Origin of the sequence: Amycolatopsis sp. NPDC004079, from assembly GCF_040610415.1 — a bacterium.
GTDB classification, from domain to species: Bacteria; Actinomycetota; Actinomycetes; order Mycobacteriales; family Pseudonocardiaceae; genus Amycolatopsis; species Amycolatopsis halotolerans.
The window spans coordinates 26,975-48,898 of the sequence record NZ_JBEXMH010000048.1; the positions used below are offsets into that span (position 1 = coordinate 26,975).

The window sequence follows — 21,924 nt, forward strand, 5'->3', positions numbered from 1 at the left end:
CGGCCCCGGGAGCGCGGGACCGGCTCAGTGGGTCCAAGCGGGGCTCTCGTTGGGCGGCATCGGGGAGCTGGCCGTGTCCTTCTCCCATTCGTCCACGTCCTGGCCGTCCCATTTGAGCAGCGTGTCCGCGTGGCGCTTGCACTTCTCGAAGTCGAGCACGCCGTAACCGCGGTAGACGTAAATAGACTGATTCAGCTGCTCGTACCCCTTGCCCGATTTGTACTCCATCTCCACCGCGGTCCGGACGGCTCCGAGGTAAAGCGTGCTTTCATGCCGTGACAGGACCCCGACCTGCTGGTTGGAGTTCTTCTGTTTTCTCCCCTCGTTCTCGAGCGCCAGCTGCCCGATCTTCTGGATGGTCGTCACGATGCCTTGGAAGTTCTCCGGCGTCATGATGTTCTGCACCAGGTCCGCCACCGCGTCGACCGCCTTTTTCAACGACGTCTTGCTGATGGACGCGTCCCGGTTGTCGAAGGTGTACGTCAGGAAGAACGGAATCGTGGAGAATTTCTGCAGAAAAGCGGCCCAGGCGACCGGGTCGAATTTCTCGCTTCCCGGGTTGAAGCCGCTGAGCGTCACCGCCCGGTGCACGATGGTGCTGCCGACTGACTCCCACGAGCCGAACTTCACCAGCGGTCCCAGGTCGGGCAGCAAGCTGTTGTCCCCCGCGGCTTTGTTGCCGACTCCCTGGGCGTTGCCGTCCGGGTCGAAGTCCTGGAGCGCGGAGACGTCCAGTTCGGGGATCGACGTCTGCCACAGCGCGATCTCCATGGCCTCCAGGCCTAATCGGGATTGGCTGATCTCGGTCATGACTGCTCCTTGTCCACGGTTTACGACGGGTGAAAAGGGCTCGGCCGTTTCAGGCGCCGCTGGACGGCAGGGCATAGCCGTTCGCGACGCGGACACAGGCCTTCGCACCTCGAAAAGCAGAACACTTCGAACGGAATATTCCCGCGTTCGCCTGGCCCGGCTCGCTGAGCCGAGGCGAATCCAGCGCAATAAACTTGGTGCCAACAACGAATCCGCGCTCGGCGCGACGCGCGATGTTCGCAGAGCCTATTTCATGACGACACCTCTCAGCGATTTTGCCCCGCACACACCTCAGCGCCGCGCTTAACCATGGTCCCGCGCGAGAGAGGGGCAGGGAAAGACCGCTACCACGAATGCCATTAAATGCATCCGTCCGAGTGCTCGCCGACTACCGGGCACCATGTCGTCCGGCTTCGCCTACCCTGGGCCGGATTCATCAGATCGAGCCCTTCGAGCGTCGCTCACCGGCGAGATCGCGAGATATCGCGCCGCGGAGAACGCCCCGATCGAGCGCGCTGGGAAACCCGGGCGCACACGCGTAATTTACTCGGATTCACGAGGCATATTCCGGCAGGTGGCCCGATTTGGAGCACGGCCTGCTCCAACCGAGTGGCCGCACCTCGACCGGAGCAGCGGCCGCGCAGTTCTCCCCGAATGTGCGCCGTGCCGACCGGACCGCCTCGGACTGGCGGCGGCGGGCACCCGGATCCTCGAGAACGTCCCGAACTGGCAAATCGCTGGGCGAAGCGGATGGGGTGCGAGCCGGAGGAACCGCCGCCACGCAGTTTGTCTACTCAATGGGCATCCTGAGCGTCGCGGTGCCCGCCGACATCGCTGCGCGAGAACATCGGCCCTGCCCATCTGGCCGGTGATTACCCGCTCGACGTTTGCCTCCGCGCGGCTGAAACGGAACCGACGTGCCACCACAGCCTGCCGCCATCAACCGCGGCCTCTCAGCTAGGCGCAGCAGACCTTGCGGCCGTCCGTTCCCGCTGGCCGCCGACCGCGCACAGGGCCGCAACCGCGAATGCCACCGCCTCGTAGGTCATCGCGTGCCATAACGCGGCACCCGCGGTCGCGGCCGGGGCGGTGTAGGCGATACCGGCGAACGTGACGCCCAGCGTTCCGCCCAGTTGTTGCGCGGTGGGAAGCAGCCCGGAAACCGAGGCCGCCGCTTCGGGGCGCACCCTGGCGATGATCTGGGTGAACGCGGACGCGGTGAAAACCCCGAACGCGACTCCGCCGACGCACAATGCGAGCCAGTACAGCCAGGGCAGGTCGATCACCACCGGGACGGCAAGGGACACCAGTCCCATCGCAAGCGAGGAAGCGGCGAGCGCACGGGGACCGAACCGCTTGCCCAGGCTGTTCGCGATCCGGCTCCCGGCCAGTGCTCCGACGGCGTACGGAGTGATGCTCAGGCCTGTCTGAAGCGGACTCCAGCCCTTGGCGCCTTGGAGGTGCATCGACAGCAGCAGGGTGAAAGACGGGACGCCCGCGTTGAAAACCAGGACGGCGACCAGTCCCCACCTCGTCGCCGGTTCGGCCAATGTGGACGGTTGGATAAGCGGTTCCGCCGCCCTGCGCTGGGAAATCACGAAACCGGTCAGCGACGCCACGGCCAGTGCCAGGCTTGCCCAGGTCCACGGCGGCCAGCCGGTCTCGCGTCCCATGGTCAGCGGGAACACCAGCAGTGCGAAACCCAGCAGGCTCAGCGTCGCACCGACCGGGTCGACCCGCTGAGGCTTGCGTTCACTGTGGACAGACGGCAGCGCGGGCGAGAGCGCGAGGGCGGCGATCCCGATGGGAACGACCAGCAGCATCGCCGCCCGCCAGCCCAGTCCCAGCGGATCGAGCTGGGTCAGCACGCCGCCGAGCACCGGGCCAGCGAGGGAGGCCGCCGCCATTGTCCCTCCGAACGCGCTCAGTGCGGCGGGACGGCGGTTCGCGGGCAGAGCCGACTGGATGATCGACAGGATCTGGGGCGCCATCAGGCCGCTGCCGAAACCTTGCAGGGCGCGCCCTGCGATCAGCACCCACGCGTCCGGCGCGGCGGCGGCCCCGATCGAGGCGGCGGTGAACAACGCCATCCCCGCGACGAACATCCGGCGGTAGCCGTACTTGTCCCCCAGCCGCGCGGAGACGATCAGCGAGCAGGCATAGGTGAGGGTGTAGGCGGCGAGGACCAGCTGAGTCTCCGCCGACCCGGCGCTCAGGTCCCGCTGGACGTCGACCACACCCACCTGCATGACCGTGACGCTGAACAACTGGACGAAGGTGCCGGACAGGACGATCGGCAGCAGAAGTCGTTGAGCCGACGGCGAAAGACGCACCGAGCTCATCGGTCGGACCGGTGCAGGGCGGCCGCGACGAGGGTGGTCGCCAGTTCGTCCGGCCGGGTCACGAACGGCGAATGGCCGCCCGGCAGGGAGTGCACGCGGAACGGGTTCCCCGGCGTCAGCCGATCCGCCTCGGCGATCATCAGGTCCTGGGTCGCGGGCGGCAGGGCGAGGTCGTCGGCCAGCCGCACGTAGGAGCGGGAGATCCGTCCCCACCGCGCCGCGGAGACCGGGACGGGCGTGGTGAAGTTCGCGAACGGGAGGTCGGGGTGCAGGAACTGCCGCCACGATTCGGGGCTGCCCTCGGGGAGGTCGTCGAGGAACGCCCGGCGGATGACGCCGGCGACGGCCGGGTCGGGGGAAAGCGGGTTGATCCGGATCGCGCCCAGTTCGGCCGGATCGCCGATCGGCGGGACCTGGACCGCGCCCGCGTTCTCCTTCGCTCCGATGTAGTCGGCGAACCGGGGCCGGCCCCCGGGCACGAACGCGGACAGATAGACGAGCCGGTCGACGAGCTCCGGTGCCTGTTCAGCGGCGGCGGACGCGGCACCGCCGCCGGCGCTGTGGGAGGCCAGGACGACGTTCCGGTACCGGGTGCGGGCGCTGACGAGCGCATCGAGCACGACGTCGGTGCTGTCCTGCATGGTGACGTTGTGCAGGGCCGACCTTTCGCTGGCGAAACCGGGCTGGCCGGGCAGGAAGTACCCGCTGGGGACAGGCGCGTCGAGCCCGCTCCCCGGCAGATCCACGGCGACGCTGGCAAGGCCGTGCCGCGCGAGCGCGCGCTGCGTCGAGGTCCAGTGCAGCGCGGAATGCCAGGCACCGTGCACGAGCAGGATGACGGTCTCGGACGAGGAGGGTCGGGTCACTTGGGGTCCTTCGAGAGTCGATCAGGGACCTCCCCAGAGCACACTCACCGCGCCACGTTATCCACCCTGATATCTCACGAACGCCTCCGCGATACTTCCTACGTATAGTGATGGCGTGGAAGCCCGTCACCTCCGTTACGCCTTGGCCCTCGCTGAGCATCAGCACTTCGGCCGCGCCGCCGCGTCGCTGGGCATCGCCCAGCCGCCGTTGTCGACGCAGATCGCCGCGCTTGAGCGGGAAGTCGGCGAGCGGCTTTTCGATCGGACCGCGCGCGGCGTTTTCCCCACTGCCGCGGGGGATGCGTTCCTCGCCAGAGCGCGCGGCGCGCTTGCCGAAATGAGCCTCGCGCTCGTCGACGCGGGCCGCGCGGCACGCGGCGAGACCGGGAGGCTGCGGCTCGGGTTCATCGGATCCGCGCTGCTCGACCCGCTGCCGGGGGTGATCGGCCGGTTCCGGAGGACCCATCCGGAGGTCCGGATGACCTTGCAGGAGCTGGACAGTTCCGCCGGATCCGCGGCGTTGCTCGCGGGCGAACTGGACGTGGCGGTGGGCCGGGGCAGCCCCCGGGGCACCGGCGCGGAGCAACTGGTCACCGTGCCCATCGGCGCCGACCACCTGGTGGCCGCGGTTTCGGTGGGACACCCCTTCGCCGGGCAACGGTCCGTCGACGTCGAGCGGCTCGCCCGCGAACCGCTCGTGGTCAGCGCGGACGCGGCGGGTTCCTATCTCAGGTCGGTGTTCGAGCCCGCCGTCCTCGACGGCGCCACGCTGGCGCGCGACATCCACACGATCGCCGGGCTCGCCGCCTGCTGCGCGGGGGTCGGCCTCGGTCCGGAACGGATGCGGCTGATCACGCGCAAGGACCTCCGGTTCTGCGCCGTCGAGCCGCGGTTCCGGCTGCCGGATCTGCAGATGTCCTTCCGGGCGGCCGATTCCTCGCCGGTGCTGGCCGCTTTTCTGTCGGTGGTCCGGCAGAACTGCCCCGACGTCGGCGGACGACTGGATGAACTGCTCGGTGTTTAATTGCTGTGTTTGATGGCCGCGACTTCGTCGCGGCGGAGAAATCGCCTTCATCCGGTTTCTTCCCTCCCGATCCGCTCGGCCCGGGGGCCGATCGGATCGCTCAGTCCAGAAACCGGGGCGATTTCTCGGTTCGGGCAGGTGGGTGGTCAGGGCGTGGGGGGGGGAACAGCAATGTTTGTGCGTGCGGGAGATTGGAACTCGTCGGGGAGTGGGGGTTCTGGGGCGGGGTGCCAGCGAGTGGTGATCGACGGTGTCGAAGCGGGTGTTGTGCGCACGAGTCGCTTCGCTGAGGCATTCAGCCGATGAACTCGTAGGTGGGATCGCCGTGGTAGCGCCGGGCGGTTTCCCGCAGGCAGCCCAGCAAGACGTCGCCGTGTTTCAGATCGTTGCCTGCCCAGGCGGCCCACGTCCGCATCCAGTGCTCGGGACGCTCCGCCCGCAACGGGATCCATTGCCAGGCGGGGAACCACTTCCGGGCGGACGTCGCGCCGATGAGCACCGTGTCGACCTGTGAGCTGGTGGCGATCAGTTCGCTGTGCTCGGAGAACACGCGGAACAGCCAGTCGACTTCGGTTCCGGTCGCGGTCGCCGCCGCGCGCAGGCTGACCTCTTCGCCCTTGGCGGAATGGGCCATGACGCGCAGCCCGTCGAGATCGGCGACATCGAGCTGCTCCCGGTCGCGGGGCCCGGCGCCTTCGCGGAAGACGCAGCCGAGCCGTTGCCGGAAAAGGAGTTCCTTGCGGAGCTCGGGCGGCTGGGTGTGCACGAGGCTCAGATCCAGCAAACCGCCCAGCAGCAACCTGCGCTGCTCCTCGCTGGTGGCTTCGACGATCGCGAAATGGATCTCCGGCGCGGCTTCGCGCACCGTGTTCAGGTAAGCCTCGATCCAGCCTGCCGGGATCCCCGACGGGACTCCCAAGTGGACGAGGCGCCGGGCGCCGGCGGCGGCTTGGAGGACCTCGGGGACCCGGTCGACCAGCTCGAAGATGGACAACAGGTGCTCGCGCAGGCCCTCGCCGACCGCGGTCAGCTCGGTGCCGGTCGCGGTCCGCCGCAAGAGCTGGTGCCCGAGCGACTTCTCCAGCTGGGCGATCTGCCTGCTCAGCGTCGGCTGGGTGAGGTGCAGGGCCGCCGCGGCGCGCGAGATCGAGCCGTACTCGGCGACAGCGCGGAAGTAGTCGAGGTGGCGCAGCTCCAGCATGAACTGAGCATATGCCTCTCAGGCATGGCGGGGTCGAACGATCGGCATTTGATCTATAACTGCTGGTCGCTCAGGATCGTCCCAGCGAGCAGACGGACGGAGAGGAAGCGATGATCGTCGAGTTGGCTTTCGAGCGGCGGCCAGGGCCGGAGGGGGCTCCGTGCACGTTCGTGCTCGTCCACGGCTGGGCGCGCTCGCGCTCGGACTGGCTTCCCGTTCTGCCCGGCCTGCAACGGATCGCTCCCCTCGTGCTCGTGGACCTGCGCGGACACGGCGAGTCCGAGCCGGGGCCGGACATGCGGCTGCCGCACGTGGCGGCGGACCTGCGCGCGCTGACGGACCGGCTCGGTCTCGGCCGCGTGGTGCTGGTCGCCCACTCCGCGGGCAGCGAGGCGGCTGCCTTCCTTGCCCGGCAGGAGCCGGAATCGGTGGCCGGTCTGGTCGCGATCGACCCGGCATTCGGGCTTCCCGACAAGGATCGGGCCCGAATCGAAGGGATCGCCGAGCGGCTCCGGCGCGAGGATCCCGTCGCGGTCGCCCGGGAACACTTCGCCGGCCACGGGCCGTGCCCCGCGCTCCCCCGCACCGGCGACCTGGTCGAGGCCGCGCCGGAGGCCGTCCGCGACCTGTTCGCCGACTTCGCTTTCGGCGCGGAGGCGCTGCATTTCCAGTCTCAGGCGAAACAGTTCTTCGCCGATTTTCCCGTACCGGTGCTCGCGATATACCGGAACCGCGAACGCGCCCGCCTGGCCCGTGAGTTCCTCGCGAACGCGGCGGTCAAGGTCGTGGCGGGCGGGCATTGGACGCACCACGAGCACCCCGGCGAGGTGGTGGCCGCGATCGCCGAGTTCCTGTCCTGGACGGAAAAGAAAGAAGCACACCATGACTGAACCCCGCCGTGTCGCCATTGTCACCGGAGCCGCGGGAAAGCTGGGCGCCGCCATCGCCGAACGTCTGCTCGAAGACGGCGTCGCCGTCGTGGTGGCCGACGTCAAGGCGGACGCGGCGGACGCGACCGCCGCCGAACTGCGCGCCAAGTTCGCCCCGCCCGCAGTCGGCATCGCCGCGGACCTCGGGTCCGTCGAGTCGATCGAGAACCTGATCGCGGGCGTGGGCAGGCGCTTCGGCCGGATCGACGTCATCGTCAACAACGCGGCCGTGAACCGCCGCTCCACGCTCGCCGGGCTTTCCCCGGACGACTGGGACCTCATGAGCGAAGTGAACCTGCGCGGCCCGGCGTTCCTCGTCAGCAGGGCACTGGAGTTCTTCAAGGCGCAACGCGGCGGCGCGGTGGTCAACATCGCCTCGCGCAACTGGGTTTCCGGCGGGCCGGTCGCCTACACCGCCATGAAAGCCGGGCTCGTCGGGTTGACCCGGTCCTTCGCCACCGAACTCGCGAAGTACAACGTCACGGCGAACGCGGTCGCGCCCAGCTTCATCCTCTCCGACTTCACCGCCTACGACCGTGACGAAGAGCAGATCCGGCGCCTCACCGCCGAGTACCGGGCCATCACGCCGATGCCGCGGATGGCGGAACCCCGTGACGTCGCCGAGGCCGTCGCCTTCCTGGCCTCGCCCGCGGCGTCGTTCATCACCGGCGAGGTCCTGCACGTATGCGGCGGCGCGCAGCTCGCCCCGCTCCCCCGGACCCCGCTCGCCGTCGAACACCCGGCCCTGCCGTGAAGTTCGGCGTCGCGACGATCTGCCTGCCCACAATGGACATTCCCGAGTGCGTCGCCCAGGTTCGCGCCGCGGGGTTCGGCGGGATCGAATGGCGGGTCGAGCCGCGCCCCGGCAGCATCCGAGACCCCAAGCCCGCGCACCCGTACCTGGTCGACCACCACGCCACCCTCCCGTTGGACGTGCCGACGGTGGAGGCGGTCGCACGCGACACGCGCGCGGCAGGACTCGACGTGATCGGCCTGGCGCCCTACATCGAGGTCGGCGACACCGGGATGCTCCAGCTCGCGTGTGACCTGGCACAGGCGGCCGGCGCTCCGCAGATTCGGCTGCAGGCGCCAAGGATCTCCCGAACGGGAAAGTGCTATTCGGACCTGTTCGAGCACACCGTCGCGTTCTTCGGGGAAATCGAAACCGCCGCGAGAGCGGCGGGAATCCGCGCGCTGCTGGAGATCCACCACAACACCATTTGCCCCAGCGCCTCGCTCGCGCACCGCGTGGTGTCCCGCTTCGACCCCGCGCACGTCGGGGTCATCTACGACCTCGGCAATCTCGTCTTCGAAGGCTACGAGGCGCACGAGATCGCGCTCGACCTGCTCGGCGACTACCTCGGGCACGTGCACTTGAAGAACGCCGCGCACTTCCGCTCGCCGGGCGGCGGCTGGCAAGCCGGGTGGACCCCGCTCGAGGACGGCGAAGTCGACGTCCCCCAGGTGCTCGGCCTCATCGACCGGCGCGGCTACCCCGGCTGGGTTTCGGTCGAGGACATGAGCCTGGACCGCCCGCCCGTCGCGGCCCTGCGCCACAACGCTGCCCAGCTCCGCGAGTGGGGCCTGCTGCACTGAGCTTCCCGTTACCGGACAAGGAGGTCCACAATGGATGCGACGAAGTCCGCATCGGACACCGCGGCGCCCCGGGCCGCGAAAGCGTCCCGCTACCGGTGGGTGATCCTCGCCGTGTGCTGGCTGGCCTACACCCTCATCTACCTCAACCGCACCGCCTGGTCGGTGGTCGCGGTCGACGCTTCGCACTCCATCGGGCTGTCGGTGGCCCAGCTGGGGATCTTCGCGACCGCGATGTCCATCGGGTACGTGGTCGCCAACATCCCCGGCGGAATCGTCGCGGACCTGATCGGCGGCCGCCTCGCCGTGGGGATTTCCCTTGTCCTGGCGGGAATGCTGACGTTCGCCTTCGGCACCGTGCACAACCTCGGCGTGGGGATCGCGATCCAGGTCCTCATCGGGCTGGTCAGCGGCGCCGACGTCGCGTCGTTCACGAAGCTGCTCAGCCGCTGGTTCCCGCCGCGCGAGCGCGGGACCGCGTTCGGGCTGTACATCACCGCGACCGCGTTCGGCAGCGTGCTCGCCAACGCCTCCGTCCCCGCGCTGATGGCGAGGCTCGACTGGAACGGGGTCTACTACCTGTTCGGGGTGCTCACCGTCGTGGCGGGCGTGGTCTGCTGGGTCCTGCTGCGCAACGACCCGCCCGTCCCGCCCGATTCGGTCGAGACGGCAGAACCGGGCGGACGCCTCGGCTTCGCGGCGATGCTCAAGAACCGCAACCTGATGTCGCTCGCAGCCGCCGGACTCGGCATGCAGTGGGCCACCCTGGGGTTCCTGGCCTGGGGCAACTCCCTGATGGTGAAGTCGCTCGGGCTCTCGGCGGGAAAGGCCGCGCTGGTCATGGTCGTCGTCAGCACCACCGCGATCGGGGTCAAACCCCTGGTCGGCTTCCTGTCCGACCGCCTGCGCGGCACCCGCAAGGCGCACCTGATGATCCTCAGCGGGTACTTCGCGGTCATCCTGGTCGTCTTCGGCCTGGTGCGCGACTACTCCGTCCTGCTGATCCTCGCCCCGCTTCTCGGTTTGGGCGTGTACGGCTACACGGTGCTGACCAACTCGACCGTCCCGCAGTACGCCGACCCCCGGTTCGTCGGCGGGGCCTTCGGTCTCGCCAACACGGCCTGGCAACTCGGCGGCGTGTTCGCACCCGTCGCAGTCGGTGCCGTGTTCAGTGCGACCGGCTCGCTGTTCCTGGCTTTCGGCGTACTGGCGATCGGCCCGCTGCTGGGTGTTCTGTTGCTCATTCCGATCCGCGAGCGCGAAGCGGTCAGCCCTTGAGCCGGGGGAACAACTTCTCCGAGTTTCCGCGGTCGATCGCCGCTCGCAGATCGTCGTCCAGGGGATAGCGTTCGAAGGTCTTGTTCATGAAACCGACGGCGACCGCGGGGGCGAACGGGAAGTCGCTGCCGTACGTGATGTGGTCCGGATCCGCCACCTCCAGCAGACTCGGCAAAGCGGCAGGCGACGCCGAAAGGGCGATGTCGTAGTAAAACTGCCGCAGGACTGAGAGCTGCTTGGGCACCTGGTGCTTTTGGTCGAGCAGCGCCCATGCTTGCTGTGCCTTGTTCTTCGTGTTCAGCATCGTAAGCAGGATGCGGTAAGAAATGTAGGGCACGAACCCGCCCGCGTGCGCGAGGATGAATTTGATCCCCGGGTACTTTTCCATCGATCCCGACAGGATCAGGCTGATCGCCGTGCGCGTGGTGTCGAGCAGGAAGTCCGCGGTGAAAGTCGGGATTCCGGGCACCTCCGGGCCGGGCAGCTCGCCCGGGTGGACGAACACCGCCGCCCGGCGTTCGTGGAGGAACTGCAGCAGCGGCTCGAATCCCGGGTCGCCGAGGTAGCGACCGTCGTTGTTGGCCAGCAGGACGATGCCGTCGGCGTGCAGCGTGTCCAGTGCGTATTCGGCTTCGGCGAGCGCGCCTTCGACGTCGGGCAGGGTGAGGGTGGCGAAGAATCCGAACCTGTCCGGCCGGTCGGCGACGACTTCGGCGGCGTACTCGTTGACGTCGCGCGCCCAGCGGCGAGCCTCCGGGATGTCTCCGAAGTAGACCCCGGGAGTGGAGAGGGAGAGAATTCCGGCAGCGATTCCGTGGCCGTCCATGAATTTCAGTGCGGCAGACTCCGACCAAGACGGCAGATCGATGCCGCCAGGGCGGATTCCTTTGTCCTGCATCCATTTCGCGTAGCGGGGCGGCACGAGGTGCTGGTGGGTGTCGATGCGCTGGGCACGGCTCATCGGAGGCGTCCTTTCTCGAAGCGGGTCAGCGAAGCCGGGCAGCGAGGTCGAATACCGCCTGGGCGTGCAGTTCGAACAAGCGCATCAGATCTACGGCGTCGCCGCCGATTTCCTTCGCGACGAACAGTCCGTCGGCACCAGCCATGGCGTACGTCGTGAGCAACTCGACGGAGGCGGAGTCCAGTTCCGGCATGAATTCGGCGATCATGCCCGCGACGCGTTCCTGCGCGACTCCGCGCACCTGCAGGAACATCGTCCGGGCACTGGGTTCTTCGGGGCGGCGTTCGAGGGTGAGCATGAGGCCCAGGCGCAAGAAATCCGGAGCCTCGAGCAGCGCCTTCGCGACCTGCTGCGCCAGCCCGGTGCCGCGCTCCAGCGGTGTTCCGCCTTCTTCGGGCAGGGACAACGCGGCGAGCCAGCCGTCGAAGCTGCGCTCGATGACCGCCGCGATCAGGTCGTCTTTGTCCTTGAAATGCCAGTAGATCGAACTCGCCGGGAGCCCGCATTTCTTGCTCACCAGCGCGATGCTGGTGCCCTCGTAGCCGCGTTCCCCGGCGACTTCGACGGTCGCGTCGAGAATCTTCCGGCGCGACTCCTCGCCGTTCGCTCGCCGGCGGCGCGCGCCTCGTTCGTTCACGTTCACTCTCGCACCTTACCGTATCGGTCACTACAGGAAGGGATTGACCGACGCTGCCCGCTCAGCTTACCGTAGCGATCGATCCAATTGTAGTGATGACTACAGGAATGCGGTTCCCGACTCGACGTGGAGGCCCCGTGCCGTCGACTGGCTCACCATCGTCCGCTGTGGTGCGGAGCACTGAGAGCACCGTCCGGGTCGGTGCCCGCGACATCTTCCTCACCGAGATCGCCGGCCCGGGGAAGGCGACACCGGTGGTCCTGCTCCACGGCGGCGGGCCGGGCGCGACCGGCGCGTCCAATTACGCGCGCAACGCCGACGCGCTCGCGGCGGCCGGTCACCGGGTGCTGGTTCCGGACATGCCCGGATACGGGCGGTCGTCGAAGGAACTGGACCATGCCGACCCCTTCGGCGACCTCGCGATCTTCGTGCGCGGCCTGCTTGACGCGCTAGACGTCGAGAAGGCGCACGTAGTGGGCAACTCCTACGGCGGAGCGGCGGCATTGCGGCTGGCGCTCGATCGGCCGGACCGGGTGGAGACGCTCGTGCTGATGGGCCCCGGCGGCATTGGCACAACACGTCGGCCGCCGACCAAGGGACTGAACGCGCTGCTCGGTTACTACGGCGGCGAAGGCCCGTCCCGGGCGAAGCTGACCTCGTTCATCCGCGAGTACCTGGTCTTCGACGCGTCCGAAGTGCCGGAAGAACTGATCGAACTGCGCTATCAGGCCAGCATCGACCCCGAAGTGGTGGCGAATCCGCCCCTGCGCCGCCCGACCGGGCGCGGAGCGCTGCGCACGTTGTGGCGCATGGACCTCACCCGCGACCGCGACCGGCTCGCGCGCTGCCAGGTGCCCACGCTGGTCGTGTGGGGCACCCACGACAAGGTCAACCGGCCGTCCGGCGGACCGTGGCTGGCGCGCACCATGCCGCACTGCGACCTGCACCTGTTCGCCCGCACCGGCCACTGGGCCCAATACGAACAGGCCGAGCGATTCAACCGGCTGCTGCTCGACTGGCTCGGAGGGGTCCGGTGACCATTGTGGACACTAGAAGCCGCCCGGACGTCTTCGGCGCCGCGCGGCTGGGGTACATCGTCGTCGAGTCGCGACGGCTGACCGACTGGAACCGCTTCGGCGCCGACGCGATCGGCCTGCACGTCGACGAACTCATCCGCGACACTCTGCGTTTCCGCCTCGACGACCGCGAATGCCGGTTCCTCGTCCAGCGCGGCCCGGCCGAGGACGTCATCGCCGCAGGCTGGGAAATCGACGACCACGAAACCTTTGAGATCGTGCTGGGAAGGGTCGCCGCCGCCGGACTGCCCGTCGCCGAAGGCTCCTCGGAGGAGGCCGCCCTGCGCGGGGTCGAACGGCTGTGGCGATTCCCCGGCCCGAAAGGCATCGCCACCGAGGTCTTCACCCGTGCCCGCACCACCGCCGCACCGTTGCGGATGCGCAACACCGCCTTCGTCACCGGCCGTTCCGGCATGGGTCACCTGGCGATCACCACCACCCGGCCCGAGCACCTGCACACCTACTGGAACAACCTGCTGGACCTGCGCCTGTCGGACCGGATCGTCGAACGCATCGGCCCGGCGAAACTGAACATCCGGTTCCTGCGCAGCGGGCAGCGCCACCACTCCATCGCACTCGCCAACGTCGCCGGACTCGCGCTCGACCCGGTCCGCACCTCCGTGCAGCACGTCAACATCGAGATCGCCACCCTCGACGACCTCCTCGCCAGCTTTCACCGGGTCACCGAACTCGGCTTCGCCATGGCCTGGTCGATCGGCCAGCACACCAACGACCGCGAGCTGTCCTACTACTGCGTCACCCCGTCCGGATTCGAACTCGAGGTCGGCTGGAACCCGGTCGTCGTCACCCCCGAACGGGAAGAGACCTGGGAACCCGCTACGTACCAAGGCATTTCGCTGTGGGGGCACACCACGGCCGGCGCAGGCGTCGCCGCCCTCATGTCGCGTTTCCAAGCCGCGGTCCGGTCGCTGCGCGAGCAGGAGGAGACCGTCCCGGCGCTGTCCGCCACCGCGTTGGGCACCCACCGCTGACATCCGGCTCAGCCAAGGAGGCACACGGAAGTGTCCGAAATCCCCCGCTACGACGTGGCCGTCATCGGGTACGGGCCCACCGGGGTCACTGCCGCCAATCTGCTTGGCGCGCAAGGCTTGAAGGTGGTCGTCGTCGAACGCGACGCCGAGGTCTACACCCGGGCCCGCGCCATCTCGACCGACGAGGAGGTGCTGCGCGTCTGGCAACAGGTCGGCCTGGCCGAAGAACTGCAGCGAGACATGCTGGCCGGGCTGCCGATCGACTTCGTCGATCACCGGGGACGGTCGTTCCTGTCCGCGTCCTTCGACTCGGCAGGCCATGGCTACCCGCCTCAGCTGTTCATCTACCAACCGACCCTGGAAGAGACCCTGCGCAAGGGCGTCACGAGGTTCCCGAACGTCGACCTGCTGCTGGCCCACGAATGCCTGCGCGTGCGCCAAGACACCGGCGGCACCGAACTGCTGCTGGCCGACGACGGCGGCGAACACCTCAAACGGGTGCGGGCTTCCTGGGTCATCGCCGCGGACGGCGGTTCCAGCCCGACCCGCGGCCAGCTCGGCGTCGGTTTCGACGGCCGCACCTACGAAACCCGCTGGGTGGTCATCGACACCGAGGTCAAGCGCGAGTGGCCCGGTCACGACCGGCTGCGCTTCCACTGCGACCCGCTCCGCCCTGCCGTGGACTGCCCCACGCCGCTGGGGCACCACCGCTGGGAATTCCCCGTCCTTCCCGGCGAGGACGAAAACGACCTCGTCACCGACGCGGCAGTATGGCGTCTGCTCGGCCGCCAGGGCATCACCCGCGACGAGGTGACCGTGCTGCGGGCCGTGGTCTACAGCCACCACGTCCGCGCCGCCGCCCGCTGGCGCGTCGGCCGCGTCTTCCTCGCCGGCGACGCGGCCCACGCCATGCCGCCGTGGATCGGCCAGGGCATGGCCGCCGGGGTGCGCGACGCGGCCAACCTGTGCTGGAAACTCGCCGCCGTCATCCGCGGCGAACTGCCCGAGACCGTGCTGGATTCCTACGAGACCGAACGCAAACCGCATGTGCGCGAGGTGACGCGCCGCGCGGTACTGGTGGGCCGGATCATCACCGAACGCCGTCGCCGGATCTGCCAGATCCGCGACACGCTGGTGCGCCCTCTATCGCGGCTGTCGCCGGTCCGGCGACTCCTCGTCAAGCTGTCCTGGCTACCCGCGGCGCGCTACCCACGCGGATTCCTCGGCAGCGGCACCCCCGCTGTCGGCCACAAGGTGCCCCAGCCGTGGGTACTCGACAGCGACGGTGCCCGCAGCAGGCTCGACGACGTCCTCGACGGCAAGTGGACCGTGCTGAGCACCTGCGCCGCCGTCCCGGACCCGGCGTGGACCGCCGCCGCCCGCCTGACGGTCCTCCCTCCCGGAGCACAACCGGAAAACGGATGCGTGGTCGACGTCGACGGCACCCTCCTCGGCTGGATGCGGATGCATCGCGCGCACGCCTTGGCCCTGCGTCCAGATGGCTTCGTCTACGCCGCCGCAGACGCCACCACCGCGCTCTCCCCGCCGCCAGCCGGACTCCGGCCGCTCGACGCTGATCGCCTGCTTTCCTGACCCGGAAGGACCACCGCCATGAACCGAAAGTTCACCCGTCGCCGCGCGGTCACCAGTGCCGCAGCCCTAGCCAGCGCTGGCCTGTTCAGCACGGCGGCCGCACGAGCGACCGCGGCGCCTTCCGGTGCCTACCGGATTGATCTGCACGCGCACTTCCTGCCACCCGAATACCGGGCTTCCTTGCTGAGCCACGGTTATTTCACCATCGGCGGTTATCCGACCCCCGAATGGTCGCCGGAGGCGGCGCTGGACTTCATGGACCGCTACGGGATCGCCGCTCAGGCACTGTCCATTTCGGACCCCGGCGTGTCCTTCCTCCGCGGCACCGAGGCGCGGGACATGGCCCGGTACTGCAACACCTACGCCGCAAGCTTGTTCAAGTCCCATCCGACTCGCTTCGGCGGTTTCGCGGTGCTGCCCATGCCTGACGTGGCAGCGTCGATCGCCGAACTCGAATACGCGCTGACCGTGTTGAAATTGGACGGCGTCGTGCTGTTGTCTTCGTACGACGACGTATATCTCGGCGATCCCCGATTCGAGCCGCTGATGGCCGCTCTCGACCGGCACAACGCGTACGTCTTCGTCCACCCCGCGTCCGTGTCCCGCGACTCGAAACCAGAACTGCCTCTCCCGGACTTCCTCTACGAGTTCACCTTCGACACCACCCGCGCCGCGACAATGCTGATGTACACCGGAACGATGCGCCGCTATCCCCGCATCAGGTTCCAGCTCGCGCATGCCGGCGGCACGATCCCCTTCCTGACCTACCGCCTGGGCGTGCTCTCGAAAACCGGGGCCGCCGACCTGTTTCCGCCCGGCGTGCCGCGACCGTCGGCGTTCGACGTCGCCGAATTGGTCAAGACTTTCTTCTACGACACCGCGTTGAGCCCGGCGGCAACGGATATGCGCAGCGTGCTCGCGACCGGGCAGCAGTCCCGCGTCGTGTTCGGCAGCGACTGGCCGTTCTCCCAGTTGACCCTCACCGGTTCCGGAGACCCGCAGCCCGAACTCGACCAGACCTTCACCGCCAGCGACCGGCTTGAGATCGAGCGCGCCAATGGTTTGCGCGAACTCCCCCGCCTGGCGCAGGCCGTCGGGTCCTAGGTCACCGGCCCGCGGTCGTCAGCGCCGTCAACAGCCGAGGCAGCACGTCGGTCAGATAGCGGCTGTCGGCCTTGTCGGGGAGTTCATCGAGGATTGAGCGTTCGAGCATGGTCTCGTAGAGCGCCACGATCGTGACGACGGCACTGCGCGGATCGACGGTCAGCCGCATGTCCAGCCGGTCGAGCAGGTTCCGCAGGATGTCGGCGAGGGCCTCGTGGAAGCGGCGTTCGGCGGCCGCGGCCGGTGCGCGCAGGTCCTCCTGACGGAGCGCCTGTGCCCGGAACTCGGCGTTGAGCAGGTACCACGTCTCGTCCGCCGCGAGGGACTCCAGGAAAAGCAGACCGGCTTTTCGCAGCACCTCGTCGACAGAACCGGGCCCCGCCCGATCGACCGCCTCGTCGACGGCGGCGCGCAGCCGCTCGGCGCGCTCCCGCATCTCCACCTCGTAGATGGCGAGGAACAGTTCTTCCTTGCTGGCGAAGTTCGAGTAGAAAGCACCGCGAGTGAAACCGGCCCGTTCGCAGATCAGCTCGACGGGAGCGTCCCGGATGCCCGTCTCGGTGAACACCGCATAGGCGGCGGCCATGACCCGCCGCCGCGTTTCCGCACGCCGGCGGGTCATGCGCTTCGGGGTTTCCAGGCTCGCGCCGGTGGTCGCCATGTCGCTCACCCTATCTCCGCCGTTCCCCCGACCAGGTGATCGGATACACGTTGCATCGGATGCACACTGCATTACGATACACCGTGTATCCGATGTGTTGGGAGCGCCCGTGTCGTCATTCCTGTACCGGCTGGGCCGCGCCGCCGCCCGAGCGCGCGTGCTCGTGGTGGCGCTGTGGGTCGTGATCCTGGCCGCGGCCGGCGGCGCGGCGCTCGTGGCCAATCAAGGCACCGACGACGCGTTCGCCATTCCGGGCTCGGAGTCCCAAGATGCCCTCGACCACCTCGGCCGCGTCTTTCCGGAGGTCAGCGGCACGTCCGCGCAACTGGTGCTCGTGGCGCCGGAGGGCGCGAAGGCCGATACCCCGCGGATCCGGGCCGCGGTCGGCCAAGCGGTGGACCGGATCGGGAAGCTGGACCAGGTCGCCACGGTCGTGGACCCGTTCGGCAAAGACGTCAGCGGCGCGGTGTCGAAGGACGGCCGGGCCGCGCTGATCGCCGTGCCGTTGAAAGTGCAGCTCGCCGAGGTCGACCCAACCACCAAGACTCAGGTCGCCGGGATCGCCGCCGACCTCGCGAAGGCGACCGGCACGGAGGTCCGCACCGGCGGCGACGCGTTTTCCGACCGGGTCCCGAAGCTCAGCCCGACCGAGGGCATCGGCCTGGTCATCGCCTTGCTGGTGCTGGTGCTGATGTTCCGGTCGCTGATCGCCGCGGCGATGCCGCTGGCGACGGCGGTCCTCGGCGTCGGCGTCGCGGGCGGCCTGATCTTCCTGGCCACGCTGGTCACCCCGATCTCCTCGACCGCGCCGATGCTGGCGGTGATGATCGGGCTCGCCGTCGGGATCGACTACGCCTTGTTCCTGCTCTCCCGGCATCGCGACCAGCTCGCGGAGGGCCTCGACGTCGAAGAGTCGATCGCCCGGGCCACCGCCACCGCCGGGTCGGCCGTGATCTTCGCCGGGCTGACCGTGGTCATCGCCCTGCTCGGGCTGGCGGTCGCGGGCATCCCGTTCCTGACCACCATGGGAATTGCCGCCGCCGTCGCGGTCGCCCTGGCCGTCGCGATCGCCGTCACGCTGGTGCCGGCGCTGATGTCCTTCGCCGGCAAACGGTTGCGGCCGCGGGTCAGGAAGCCGCGACGGCGGACCCGGAGCCGTCAGAAGCCGCAGATCGCGCGCGGGTGGGTCCGGCTCGCGACCAAGGCTCCGCTGGTCACCGTGCTCGTCGTGGTGGCCGGTCTGGCGGTCTGCGCGATCCCGGCGCTGTCGTTGCGCCTGGCGTTGCCCGACAGCGGAACCGAGGAACACGGCAGTCCCGCGCGCGACACCTACGACGTCGTCAGCGACCATTTCGGGCCCGGCTACAACGGTCCGCTGATCGTCACGGCGGACATCATCACCAGCACCGATCCGATCGGGCTGATGAACAAGCTCGCCGAGGAGATCCGGCACGTGCCCGGCGTCGCCTCGGTTCCGCTGGCCACGCCGAACCCCAAGGGCGACACCGGCATCGTGCAGGTCATCCCCGCGACCGCGCCGGACTCAGTGCAGACCGACGACCTGGTCGCCCGGCTGCGCGGGATGGAGCCGCACTTCCGGGAAACCTACGGCGCGCAGACCGCCGTCACCGGGATCACCGCGGTCGGGATCGACGTGTCCGCACAACTCGGCGACGCCCTGGTGCCGTTCGGGATCCTGGTGGTCGGCCTCTCGCTGATCCTGCTGGCCATGGTGTTCCGGTCGATCTGGGTGCCGATCAAAGCGACCGCCGGCTATTTGCTCTCGGTCGCCGCGGCTTTCGGCGCGACGTCGTTCGTGTTCGTCCAGGGACATCTTGCGGACGTCCTCAACGTGACTCACGTCGGGAGCGTGATCAGCTTTCTGCCGATCATCCTCATGGGTGTCCTTTTCGGGCTGGCCATGGACTACGAGGTCTTCCTCGTTTCGCGCATCCGCGAGGACTACGTCCACCAGGGCGATCCGCACCACGCCATCGAATCCGGGTTCGTTTCCGCGTCGCGGGTGGTCGTCGCGGCCGCGGTGATCATGCTCGCCGTCTTCGCCGCGTTCGTGCCCGAAGGCAGCGCCACGATCAAGCCGATCGCGTTCAGCCTCGCGGTCGGAGTCTTCATCGACGCCTTCATCGTGCGCATGACCCTGGTGCCCGCGGTCCTCGCGCTGCTGGGCCGCCGCGCCTGGGGATTGCCTCCGAAGCTCGACCGCGCCCTGCCGGTGTTCGACGCGGAAGGCGACGCGCTCGTCCACGAACTGCGCCTGGCCGACTGGCCCGAGCCGGGCAGCACTGAGGCGGTCAGCGCCCGCGCTCTCCGGCTCGAAGACGACCGGGGCCGCCCGGTCTACTCGGGAATCGAGCTGCATCTCCAGCGCGGAGAAGTCCTTGTGCTGCACGGCGCGGGCGCGTGCGGCAAAACAGCTTTGCTGTACACGCTCGCCGGACGAGTCACGAAGTTCACCGGCGATCTGAAGGTGCTCGGGCGCGTCCTGCCGCAGCACGCACACGCCCTGCGCCGGGATGTCGCTGTCATTCCCTGCCGCGACGAGGAAAACCCGGCGGGCCAGATCGCTGAAGCTCTTCGGAGCGACGCCGGGCTCATCGTCGTCGACGACGTCGATCTCGTGCTCCGCACGGATGTCCGAGACCAGGTGCGCGCTCTGCTCGGCGATCGCCGCACCCGCTCCGGCGAAGCCGCCACCTGCGTGCTCACCTGCCAGGATCCCGACCGCATCCGGGACCTGCTGCCCGCTGGCGCCACCCGCCTGCACGGTCTCACCGCCGCCCAGCCCACCGAGGTCCGCTGATGCTGAAGCCGTTCGCCAACTCCGCCCGCGCACTGGCCGCCGGGCCGCTGACCTGGCGCACCTGGGCCGGTCTCATCGCCGTGCCGCTGATCGTCATGGGTTTGCTCACCTGGGCGTTCTGGGCGCCGGACGCCAATCACGGCACCGCGAAAGCAGCCGTGGTGAACAACGACGAACCAGTGCAGGTCAACGGGCAGACCATCCCGCTCGGCCGTCAGCTCGCCGGATACCTGACCCACAGCGAGGATTCCTCGTACACCTGGGTGCTCACCGACGCCGACGACGCCTCCTCCGGCCTGGCCGACGGCAGCTACGCGGCCACCGTCACGATCCCGAAGGACTTCTCGGACCGCGCCACCTCCAGCGCCACCGGCAAACCGCTCGACGCGCGGCAGGCGCGGCTGCAGGTGCAGACGTCCGACGCCGCCGGGGTCACTGATCCCAGTTTGTCGACGCACATCGCCAAGGCCACCCAGCAAACCCTCAATCAGCAAGTCGTGGAAACCTACCTGGACAACGTGTACGTCGGGTTCACGACGCTGCACAAGCAGGTCGGACAGGCAGCGGACGGGGCAGCCCAGCTGGCCGACGGGAACCGGCAGCTGGCCGAGGCCGCCAGTCAGCTCAACGACGGCGCCGGCCAGCTCGCCACCGGGACCGACCAGCTCGCCGCGGGGTCCGGAAAGCTGTCTTCCGGACTCACCCAAGCCGAACGGGACACCGCGCAACTGCCCGCGCTGACCCGCCAACTCGCCGACGGAGCGGATCAAGTCGCCGACGGCAACGAACAACTCGCCGCCGTCGTCGTCCCGCTGGCCAACCGGATCATCGCCGCCATCGACGCACTCCCGTCGGCGGGCAGCGCCGCGAAGCAGTTCCGGCACCTGGCCGACCAGTGCCCCGCCAACGGCGGTTCAGCCTCCTTCTGCAGCGACCTGAGCCAGACTGCGGACCGGTTCACCGCCGACGCGCAGAAGATCGACGGCGCCAAGGCCGCCGTCCGGGCCAACGCCGTCAAGGCTCGCGACTCCATCCAGGCCCTGGCCGCCGGATCCCGCAAGGTCGCCGACGGAAATGCCCAGCTGGCCGACAAATCCGGCCAGCTCGCCGCCGGAATCGCGGCCGCCGCGGACGGTGCCCGTCAGCTCGACAACGGCGTCCGGCAAACGAATTCCGGTGCCCATAAGCTCGCCGACGGCACCGGGCAGCTGACCGACGGCGCCAAGAAGGCCGACCGCGGCGCCCAGGAACTGGCCACCCAGCTGGACAAGGGCCGCGATCAAGTGCCCAGCTACACCGACGCCGAACGCGCACACCTCAAGACCGTCGCCGCCGCGCCGAGCACCTCAGCCGCCGGCGGAACGCCGACCGGAACCCTGGCCCTCACGCTGTTCGCCGCTTTGGGCCTCTGGGCGCTGGCACTGGCCACCTACCTCGTCACCCGCGCCGTTCCCGACGCGGTGCTCACCGCCCGCGAACCCACCTGGCGAATCATCCTGCGCGCCGCCATCCCGGGCGCGACCGCCGCCGCCCTCGCCGCCGTCGCCATCACCGCGATCGCCGTCCCCGTGCTCAAACTCAGCCTCGGCGGCACCGTCGGGTTCCTGCTGATCGCGTTGCTGGCCGCGTCGGCGTTCGTCGCCCTCAACCAGGCCGCGACGGCGATCTTCGGCCGGGCCGGCCGGATAGCCTCGCTGGCAGTGCTGGTCCTGGCCGGGGCGACCGGTGTCGTCTCGACACTTCCCGGACCGCTGTACGCACTCGCCGGCTACCTGCCCACCCACGGCGCGGTGCTCGCGTTGCGAGCCGCCGCCACCGACGGGACCGGGCTGGCCGCCGGCGTCGCCCAGCTCGCCGCATGGCTGCTGGTCGGCGGCCTCGTTTCGATCCTCGTCACCGACCGGCGGCGTTACCTCTCCGCCAGAAGCATTCGGCTGCGGCGCGGCAGCGCCCTTTCCGCTACTTGATCGGGAGGAAGCGAGGGCGGTCTCGCAAACGGCGCATTTGCATGCCGTACCGCTGAAGGACGCAATTCC

General features: G+C 69.0%; 18 protein-coding genes. 11 read left to right on the top strand and 7 right to left on the bottom strand.

What is annotated here, in order from left to right:
• Window positions 1-24 precede the first annotated feature (24 nt).
• The 3 genes from ABZX37_RS35480 to ABZX37_RS35490 form a co-directional block, all read right to left on the bottom strand.
• Window positions 25-810, bottom strand: coding sequence for a hypothetical protein (locus ABZX37_RS35480; RefSeq protein WP_354747084.1), 786 nt, complete (start codon window positions 808-810; stop codon window positions 25-27).
• Window positions 811-1,763: 953 nt separating this feature from the next.
• Window positions 1,764-3,152 carry an MFS transporter gene (locus ABZX37_RS35485; RefSeq protein ID WP_354747086.1) on the bottom strand — a complete coding sequence of 463 codons (1,389 nt, stop codon included), beginning with the start codon at window positions 3,150-3,152 and terminating at the stop codon, window positions 1,764-1,766.
• Entirely contained in the window at window positions 3,149-4,018 is an 870-nt protein-coding gene (locus ABZX37_RS35490; RefSeq protein ID WP_354747088.1) for an alpha/beta fold hydrolase, read from the bottom strand. Before ABZX37_RS35490 ends, ABZX37_RS35485 begins: the two co-directional genes overlap by 4 nt.
• Window positions 4,019-4,133: 115 nt before the next feature.
• Between ABZX37_RS35490 and ABZX37_RS35495 the strand changes: the two genes are divergently transcribed.
• Entirely contained in the window at window positions 4,134-5,042 is a 909-nt protein-coding gene (locus ABZX37_RS35495) for a LysR family transcriptional regulator (RefSeq protein WP_354747090.1), read from the top strand.
• Window positions 5,043-5,337: 295 nt separating this feature from the next.
• Here the strand turns inward: ABZX37_RS35495 and ABZX37_RS35500 are convergent, their stop codons facing one another.
• Window positions 5,338-6,243: a LysR family transcriptional regulator gene (locus tag ABZX37_RS35500; RefSeq protein ID WP_354747092.1), complete on the bottom strand. Its 906-nt coding sequence runs from the start codon at window positions 6,241-6,243 to the stop codon at window positions 5,338-5,340.
• A 110-nt stretch (window positions 6,244-6,353) separates the two neighbouring features.
• On the opposite strand from ABZX37_RS35500, the gene ABZX37_RS35505 reads away from it, so the two are divergent.
• The 4 genes from ABZX37_RS35505 to ABZX37_RS35520 are packed head-to-tail and all read left to right on the top strand — an operon-like array spanning window position 6,354 to window position 10,043.
• Window positions 6,354-7,133 (top strand): alpha/beta fold hydrolase, encoded by a 780-nt coding sequence (locus tag ABZX37_RS35505; RefSeq protein WP_354747094.1) that lies wholly within the window; start codon window positions 6,354-6,356, stop codon window positions 7,131-7,133.
• On the top strand, window positions 7,126-7,926 hold the full coding sequence (locus ABZX37_RS35510) for an SDR family NAD(P)-dependent oxidoreductase (protein WP_354747096.1): 801 nt from the start codon (window positions 7,126-7,128) through the stop codon (window positions 7,924-7,926). Before ABZX37_RS35505 ends, ABZX37_RS35510 begins: the two co-directional genes overlap by 8 nt.
• On the top strand, window positions 7,923-8,768 hold the full coding sequence (locus tag ABZX37_RS35515) for a sugar phosphate isomerase/epimerase family protein (protein ID WP_354747098.1): 846 nt from the start codon (window positions 7,923-7,925) through the stop codon (window positions 8,766-8,768). Before ABZX37_RS35510 ends, ABZX37_RS35515 begins: the two co-directional genes overlap by 4 nt.
• Window positions 8,769-8,798: 30 nt before the next feature.
• Window positions 8,799-10,043 (top strand): MFS transporter, encoded by a 1,245-nt coding sequence (locus ABZX37_RS35520; protein ID WP_354747100.1) that lies wholly within the window; start codon window positions 8,799-8,801, stop codon window positions 10,041-10,043.
• Here ABZX37_RS35520 and ABZX37_RS35525 read toward each other — a convergent pair.
• Together ABZX37_RS35525 and ABZX37_RS35530 are read right to left on the bottom strand one after the other, a co-directional pair.
• Window positions 10,033-11,004, bottom strand: coding sequence for an amidohydrolase family protein (locus ABZX37_RS35525; RefSeq protein WP_354747102.1), 972 nt, complete (start codon window positions 11,002-11,004; stop codon window positions 10,033-10,035). The two genes, ABZX37_RS35520 and ABZX37_RS35525, sit on opposite strands and share 11 nt — an antisense overlap.
• Window positions 11,005-11,029: 25 nt before the next feature.
• Window positions 11,030-11,647, bottom strand: a complete 618-nt coding sequence (locus ABZX37_RS35530) for a TetR/AcrR family transcriptional regulator (RefSeq protein WP_354747104.1) — start codon at window positions 11,645-11,647, stop codon at window positions 11,030-11,032.
• A 164-nt stretch (window positions 11,648-11,811) separates the two neighbouring features.
• Here ABZX37_RS35530 and ABZX37_RS35535 point away from each other — a divergent pair, with 164 nt between their 5' ends.
• The 4 genes from ABZX37_RS35535 to ABZX37_RS35550 are packed head-to-tail and all read left to right on the top strand — an operon-like array spanning window position 11,812 to window position 16,406.
• Window positions 11,812-12,678, top strand: a complete 867-nt coding sequence (locus ABZX37_RS35535; RefSeq protein ID WP_354747106.1) for an alpha/beta fold hydrolase — start codon at window positions 11,812-11,814, stop codon at window positions 12,676-12,678.
• Window positions 12,675-13,709 (top strand): VOC family protein, encoded by a 1,035-nt coding sequence (locus tag ABZX37_RS35540; RefSeq protein ID WP_354747108.1) that lies wholly within the window; start codon window positions 12,675-12,677, stop codon window positions 13,707-13,709. Before ABZX37_RS35535 ends, ABZX37_RS35540 begins: the two co-directional genes overlap by 4 nt.
• A gap of 30 nt (window positions 13,710-13,739) precedes the next feature.
• Entirely contained in the window at window positions 13,740-15,302 is a 1,563-nt protein-coding gene (locus ABZX37_RS35545) for a bifunctional 3-(3-hydroxy-phenyl)propionate/3-hydroxycinnamic acid hydroxylase (RefSeq protein WP_354747110.1), read from the top strand.
• 18 nt (window positions 15,303-15,320) lie between these two features.
• Complete coding sequence (locus ABZX37_RS35550; RefSeq protein WP_354747112.1) at window positions 15,321-16,406, top strand: amidohydrolase family protein; 1,086 nt, start codon at window positions 15,321-15,323, stop codon at window positions 16,404-16,406.
• Between the two features lies 1 nt (window position 16,407).
• Here ABZX37_RS35550 and ABZX37_RS35555 read toward each other — a convergent pair whose 3' ends face one another.
• The gene (locus tag ABZX37_RS35555) at window positions 16,408-17,067 is read right to left on the bottom strand and encodes a helix-turn-helix domain-containing protein (protein ID WP_354747114.1); all 660 of its coding nucleotides are present in this window, start codon (window positions 17,065-17,067) and stop codon (window positions 16,408-16,410) included.
• A 109-nt stretch (window positions 17,068-17,176) separates the two neighbouring features.
• Between ABZX37_RS35555 and ABZX37_RS35560 the strand changes: the two genes are divergently transcribed.
• Complete coding sequence (locus tag ABZX37_RS35560) at window positions 17,177-19,888, top strand: MMPL family transporter (protein WP_354747116.1); 2,712 nt, start codon at window positions 17,177-17,179, stop codon at window positions 19,886-19,888.
• Window positions 19,888-21,855: a YhgE/Pip family protein gene (locus ABZX37_RS35565; RefSeq protein WP_354747118.1), complete on the top strand. Its 1,968-nt coding sequence runs from the start codon at window positions 19,888-19,890 to the stop codon at window positions 21,853-21,855. The genes ABZX37_RS35560 and ABZX37_RS35565 overlap by 1 nt, the downstream gene beginning before the upstream one ends.
• The last annotated feature ends 69 nt before the right edge of the window (window positions 21,856-21,924 follow it).

Bases quoted from the DNA above. Each gene is read 5' to 3' on its own strand.
- ABZX37_RS35525 (WP_354747102.1), bottom strand. From the start codon at position 11,004: ATGAGCCGTGCCCAGCGCATCGACACCCACCAGCACCTCGTGCCGCCC.
- ABZX37_RS35555 (WP_354747114.1), bottom strand. From the start codon at position 17,067: ATGGCGACCACCGGCGCGAGCCTGGAAACCCCGAAGCGCATGACCCGC.
- ABZX37_RS35485 (WP_354747086.1), bottom strand. From the start codon at position 3,152: ATGAGCTCGGTGCGTCTTTCGCCGTCGGCTCAACGACTTCTGCTGCCG.
- ABZX37_RS35505 (WP_354747094.1), top strand. From the start codon at position 6,354: ATGATCGTCGAGTTGGCTTTCGAGCGGCGGCCAGGGCCGGAGGGGGCT.
- ABZX37_RS35550 (WP_354747112.1), top strand. From the start codon at position 15,321: ATGAACCGAAAGTTCACCCGTCGCCGCGCGGTCACCAGTGCCGCAGCC.
- ABZX37_RS35500 (WP_354747092.1), bottom strand. From the start codon at position 6,243: ATGCTGGAGCTGCGCCACCTCGACTACTTCCGCGCTGTCGCCGAGTAC.
- ABZX37_RS35510 (WP_354747096.1), top strand. From the start codon at position 7,126: ATGACTGAACCCCGCCGTGTCGCCATTGTCACCGGAGCCGCGGGAAAG.
- ABZX37_RS35480 (WP_354747084.1), bottom strand. From the start codon at position 810: ATGACCGAGATCAGCCAATCCCGATTAGGCCTGGAGGCCATGGAGATC.
- ABZX37_RS35520 (WP_354747100.1), top strand. From the start codon at position 8,799: ATGGATGCGACGAAGTCCGCATCGGACACCGCGGCGCCCCGGGCCGCG.
- ABZX37_RS35565 (WP_354747118.1), top strand. From the start codon at position 19,888: ATGCTGAAGCCGTTCGCCAACTCCGCCCGCGCACTGGCCGCCGGGCCG.